The sequence below is a fragment of the Limnobacter sp. genome (genome assembly GCF_964228395.1).
GTDB lineage: Bacteria > Pseudomonadota > Gammaproteobacteria > Burkholderiales > Burkholderiaceae_B > Limnobacter.
Genome location: NZ_CAXQZX010000032.1, coordinates 1 through 5,765, shown reverse-complemented (window position 1 = coordinate 5,765; position 5,765 = coordinate 1). Strand labels below are relative to the sequence as shown.

6 protein-coding genes and 1 pseudogene are annotated in these 5,765 nt (G+C 56.7%); all 7 read right to left on the bottom strand.

The window, feature by feature from the left end; all coding sequences use genetic code 11:
- Positions 1-162, bottom strand: a pseudogene (locus ACEQU8_RS02430) (flagellin FliC); the annotation flags it as partial.
- A gap of 179 nt (positions 163-341) precedes the next feature.
- Positions 342-890: an NADPH-dependent FMN reductase gene (locus ACEQU8_RS02425; RefSeq protein WP_370261218.1), complete on the bottom strand. Its 549-nt coding sequence runs from the start codon at positions 888-890 to the stop codon at positions 342-344.
- Between the two features lie 18 nt (positions 891-908).
- Positions 909-1,319 carry a PaaI family thioesterase gene (locus tag ACEQU8_RS02420; protein WP_370261217.1) on the bottom strand — a complete coding sequence of 137 codons (411 nt, stop codon included), beginning with the start codon at positions 1,317-1,319 and terminating at the stop codon, positions 909-911.
- A 15-nt stretch (positions 1,320-1,334) separates the two neighbouring features.
- Positions 1,335-2,711: a chromate efflux transporter gene (gene chrA, locus ACEQU8_RS02415; protein WP_370261216.1), complete on the bottom strand. Its 1,377-nt coding sequence runs from the start codon at positions 2,709-2,711 to the stop codon at positions 1,335-1,337.
- Positions 2,712-2,771: 60 nt separating this feature from the next.
- Entirely contained in the window at positions 2,772-4,361 is a 1,590-nt protein-coding gene (locus tag ACEQU8_RS02410; RefSeq protein WP_370261215.1) for an NAD(P)-binding domain-containing protein, read from the bottom strand.
- Between the two features lie 27 nt (positions 4,362-4,388).
- Complete coding sequence (locus ACEQU8_RS02405; protein WP_370261213.1) at positions 4,389-5,315, bottom strand: hypothetical protein; 927 nt, start codon at positions 5,313-5,315, stop codon at positions 4,389-4,391.
- 38 nt (positions 5,316-5,353) lie between these two features.
- The coding region (locus ACEQU8_RS02400; RefSeq protein WP_370261212.1) for an SDR family NAD(P)-dependent oxidoreductase at positions 5,354-5,765 on the bottom strand (412 nt) is incomplete at its 5' end.

The window sequence follows — 5,765 nt, the reverse complement described above, 5'->3', positions numbered from 1 at the left end:
ATTCATGCGCTCGGCAATGGCCAGGCCTGCGGCGTCGTCTTTGGCGCTGTTCACACGCAAGCCCGAGGACAAGCGGGCAATCGCGTTGTTCAGGCCAATGCCCGAGCCAGAGAGGTTCTTTTGTGCGGTCAGCGACGCGGGGTTGGTGTTGATTCCTAGCATGATGTTTCTCCAAGCAGTATTTAAGTGTCTTTGGGTCAGTCGCCTTCGGTGTCATGCACCGTTGTGCGCTGCCTTGTGATTCATATAACGCTTGGAAAAATTCAAACTTTAGGGCGAAGGCAAAAAAATTTGGCCCCCACCCTTTTGCGGTAAAACAAAAAACCAACGGTGTGAGCGAATCAACCCAGGCGCAACACCCAGGCATGAAGGGCTTTGGCCATGGCATCCAGGTTGCCTTTTATTTTGCTGTCCACCACATTGCCTTGTGCATCAAACCCCCCGGCAAAGGCACTGCAAAACACCTCTGGCTTTTGCAAAGGCAACAAATTGACGTACACGCACACCTGCCGCAGGTGGTATTGCGCCCGTGAGGTGCCCATGCCACCGCCAGCCCCACAGATTGCAACGGGTTTGCCATTGAGCAATGCGTTGTCGGGGTAGCGCGAGGCCCAATCGATGGCGTTTTTTAAAGCGGGGGCCAAGGAATAGTTGTACTCCGGGCAGGCCAACACCAGGGCATCGGCTCGGGCGAATTGGTCGAACAGGGTTTGTACGGCCGCTGGGCGATTGCTTAGATCGGCATTAAAAAACGGCACCTCGGCCAAATTGGCCAATTCAAAGGTAACGCCCTCAGGCAGTTGCTCAGCCACAGCACGCAGCAGCCCCGTGTTGCAAGACGCTTGGCGAAGGCTGCCAGAAATACCCAGCCAGTGTTGTGGTTTGCTCATGTGACCCTCTTGAAATGTTTAATCGCGTTTGGGGGGAATGGCGTAGGTGCCGGTGGCGTGCGCAACAGGCTCTTCCTGCCCATCGGAATACACAAGCACCTCGCCAATGGCCAACAGCTTACCCAGCTTGATCAAGCGACATTCGCCGATGATGTCGCGATCGGCGGCGGGTTTGCGCAAAAAATTGATGTTCATGTTGGTGGTAACGGCCAAGGGCACAATCCCGATGCGCCCCAATATGGCCACGTACAGAGCACAATCGGCCACCAAAAACATCACTGGGCCGGACACCGTACCGCCGGGTCGCAAATCGGCCTCTGTGATGCGGTAGCGAATCACGGCCCGCTCTGCGTTGATTTCTTCCACCGTGCATCGCGATTGTTTGAATTGCGTGCTCAAAAACTCATTCAGGGCCTCTTTGGTGACCAAGGGGTGTCTCCATGTTTATTTTAAAAATAACTGCATAAGCAGACCAAGCGCGGCGCACACGCCCAGCACTTCCATGACCCCGCGCTTGTAGCGCATTAATGCCACAAAAGCCGCGAAGGTGATCAGCAAGCTGAACCAATCCAGATGCCCCCCAAACCCGGCGGGCCAAATCACATGGTACGCAAAAAACAATGCCAGATTCAGCACCACCCCCACCACCGCCGCGGTGATGGCGGTCAGCGGGGCGGTAAATTTCAAATCATCGTGCGTGCTTTCTACCACGGGGCCACCTGCCAAAATAAAAATGAAGGAGGGCAAAAAGGTGAACCAAGTCACCAGTGCCGCCCCCAGCGCGCCAGACCAAAAAGGCACCCCCTGCCCCAACACGTCTTGCAGGTAAGCGCCCACAAACCCCACGTAGGCCACCACCATGATGAGCGGGCCGGGTGTGGTTTCCCCCAAGGCCAGCCCGTCAATCATTTGCCTCGGGTTAAGCCAGGCAAACCGTTCTACCGCCCCTTGGTATACGTAGGGCAACACTGCATACGCCCCCCCAAAGGTGAGCAAGGCCGCCTTGGTAAAAAACCAGCCCATTTGGGTGTAGGTGTGTTGCCAGCCCAGCATGGCCGTCAACAGGCCCATGGGCAGCAGCCACAACGCAGCGCCTGCCAACACCACTTGCACGAACCGCAATCGGGTAAAGCGGGCATGGGCTGGCGTGGGGGTGCTGTCGTCGATCAGAGCCGGGCCGAAGTGTGTTTTGGCCGCCCCATGGCCACCGCCGATGGCAAACACATTGGGGTGCAGCTTGCCCCCCACATAGCCCAACAAACCCGCCGCAATCACAATCACGGGAAACGGCACCTTGAGCGCAAAAATGGCCACAAATGCGGCCGCTGCAATGGCCCACATCCAGCCATTTTTGAGCGCGCGCGATCCAATGCGATGAGCGGCATGCACCACAATGGCAGTCACCGCGGGTTTGATGCCATAAAAAACACCCGCCACCACGGGCACATCGCCAAAAGCGATGTACACCCACGACAAACCAATCAAAATGAACAGCGAGGGCAACACAAACAACACCCCTGCCACCACCCCGCCCCATGTTTTGTGCATCAACCAACCAATGTAAGTGGCCAATTGCTGCGCCTCCGGGCCGGGCAAAACCATGCAGTAATTCAGAGCGTGCAAGAAACGCCGCTCAGACAACCAGCGCCTGCGCTCCACCAGCTCTTGATGCATGATGGCAATTTGCCCAGCCGGGCCACCAAAGCTGATGAAGCCCAGTTTGAGCCAAAACAGGAAAGCCTGCCAAAAGCTGACCGGGGCGGGCGCCGAGGGCTGCGCGGTGGCGTCTTCAGAAATTGAAGGGGGGGCAGAATCGGACATCTTGCCTTTGGAGAACAAAAAGAAGATGGCCGATTCTAGCCTGTGCTGACCATAAAAACTTTAAGCCGCTGCGGGCACCTCAATTTGCCGATACGCCGCCAGGTCGAAGTGCTTCATCTGCCTGGCGTACTGTGTGGCAAAACCCGGGAACATGGTGGCGTTGAATCCATCCTCGGTGAGGTACCAACTGGTGCAACCTGAATTCCAATTGGTTTTGGACAGACGCTTTTGAAGTCGCTGGTTGTGCTGCTGTTGCACCTCTGGCTTCACGTCCAACAGCGTGTGCTGGCCATCCAGAATGGTGCGAATGCCCTTGACCGCATAGGCAATCTGCTGCTCCATGTACACCAAGGCCGAGTTGTGCCCAGGCCCGCTGTTGGGCCCAAACATGATGAACAGGTTGGGGTAACCACTCACGTTGATGCTTTTGTAGGCCTGGGCACCACGCGCCCATTCTTGCGCCAACACGCGTCCACCCACACCGATGATTGGGTAAGGCGTGCCGCTTTTGGGCACATCAAAGCCAGTGGCAAACACCAGGCAATCAAACTGATGCTCAATGCCTTCGGCTGTGCGTATGCCCTGCTCGACAATGCCGGCAATGGGCCAGGTGATCAGTTCGCAGTTGGCTTGCTGAAGCGCGGGGTAATAATCGTTGCTCACCAAAATGCGTTTGCAGCCCAACTTGTAGTCGGGTGTTAACTGGCGGCGCAACCAAGGGTCTTTCACCTGGGTTTCCAAAAAGGCCCGCCCAAGCCGCTCGCCCAACTTGGTCACTGGCGAGTCCCAGATCACCGCCAAAGCCATGCTTTCGTGCGCCCAATACAGGGCCTCGCGAATGGCCTTTTGGGTGAAAGGCAATTTGGCAAACAGGGCCTTGCTCAAAGATGAGGTGGTGAAATCGGGCCGTGGCATCACCCAAGGCGGCGTGCGTTGAAACACCTTCACGCTGCCCGCCCGCTTCACCAACTCGGGCACAATCTGAATGGCGCTGGCGCCTGTGCCAATCACACCCACTTTCTTGCCCTCAAAGCTGTAGCTGTGGTCCCACTGGGCAGAATGAATTTTTTTGCCCTGGAAGCGCTCCAGGCCCCGAATGTTGGGAAAGCTGGCGTTGGCCAGCGGCCCCGAAGCCATGATGACGCTGCGCCCCCGCCACACTGCCCCAGCGCTGGTGTGCACCACCCACAGGCCTTGTGCCTCGTCCAGTTCAAGTTGCGTCACATTCTGTTGATAATGAATGAACGGCTGCAAGCCGAAGTCATTCACCAGGCTGTGCACATAGGCCAAAATTTCCTGGGCACCCGAGTAGCTTCTGGACCAGGCTGGGTTGGGTGCAAATGAAAAGCTGTACAGGTTGGAGGGAATGTCGCAGGCCGCTCCAGGGTACTGATTGTCTCGCCAAGTGCCCCCGACCTCTGCAGCACGCTCAAGGATGGCAATGTTGTGCACCCCCGCTTTGCGCAGCTTGATGGCGCTGCCCAAGCCCGCAAACCCCGCACCGATGATCAGCGTGTCAAACACGTGGTCACGGTGAGTTTTTGACCTGGTTTTGCCCGGGCTGGTGCTGCGTTTTTGCACTGGATTTGCACTGGTGCGCGCCGTGCTGCCAGATTGCAGCGCTTTCGATTGAACCTTTCTTTTTGTCATGGTGTAAATATTGGTTGTTGTATTGAATTAAGCCGTGGGCTGCCAAGTGAGCTTGTTGACCCAAGTGGGCACAGCAGGTAGCCAACGTTTGGGAATGTAGGCCGACGCTTTCACCGCCGCATCCACGGGCACGTGGTAAAGCCTGTTGCTGCGGTTAATCACCCACTTGCCATGCATGCGCATCAGTTGATACCAGGGGTTGCGGCGCCCTTCGGGCGTCTCGCCGCCGTACTTCTCAAACTTCGCCATGGCCTCGTACAGCTTTTCTTCTTTCAAACCCATGGCCACAATGTTGTCGCGCATTTTGTTGAGCAATGGGAAATACACGGCAACACCCAGCAAGAGCTTGGGGTTGATGGCCGTGGCAATGCTTTCCAAAGCCAAACGGTAGGCTGGCCCGTGGCCGAGCATTTCCAGCACATGGAAGTCCACACCCAGATGGCGCGCCTCGTCGGCATTGATGTGTTTAAACACCTGGTGGCACAGCGGGTCTTTGACTTCATCGAGCAAAAACTTGCAGAGCGCACCGTCCAGCGTGACTTCCAACATGGGAATCACGCTACCCAGCACATTCAGTGGCATGTCGTCGCTGTACTTGTCCAGCCATTCAATGGTCAAGCGCAAATTCACATTGGGCTCGGGCACTTCGCCTTCTTCCAGCATGCCCCAGCGCTTCATTAGCGCCAGTTCGGCATTGGCGTGGCGCTGCTCTTCAGCGTGAAACCAGGTGTAAATTTCTCGCAGAGTATCGTTGGGGGCCTTTTTGGCCATGGCCGCAAAACCGCGCGCGCCAATGTGCTCAATCCAAGTTAAGTCAGCCATGAAAGCCTTCAGCTTGGGCCATTGCTCATCGGTGATCATTTCGGCACCTGGCGCGTCCCAATCAAAATCCGCCAAGGCCCATTGGTTGTCCTTGATGCGGCGCAATGTTTTTTCTAAGTCCAGTTGTGGCATGGTGAGTTGCTCCTTTGCTGCTTTGCTACCAAAAAATTTCAAAGTGTTTTGCTGGCCAAGCGCCCCAGCAAACCCGCGCAGCGCGTGTAGCTGCGGGGCATCAGCCGTTTTGCACGCCAGATCAACCGTGCATCCAGTTGAGGCAATACGTACAGCTGGCCTTTGTCGAGCGCATTCAGTGTTTGTTTGGCCACGCCGTCAGCCTCAACCCCGGTGAGCGCCATGATTTTGTTGGCCAATTGGCTGGATCCACCGGCAATGCGGCCATCCTGGGTGATGTTGGTTTTTACAAATGTGGGGCACAAGGCAGTCACACTCACCCCACTGCCGGCCAGCTCAGCGGCCAGGGTTTCGCTCAAGGCCAGGGCACCCGCCTTGGTCACGTTGTAGGGGCCCATCAAGGGAGCGGCGGCAAAGCTGGCCGTTGAGGCCACGTTCACAATGCCGCAC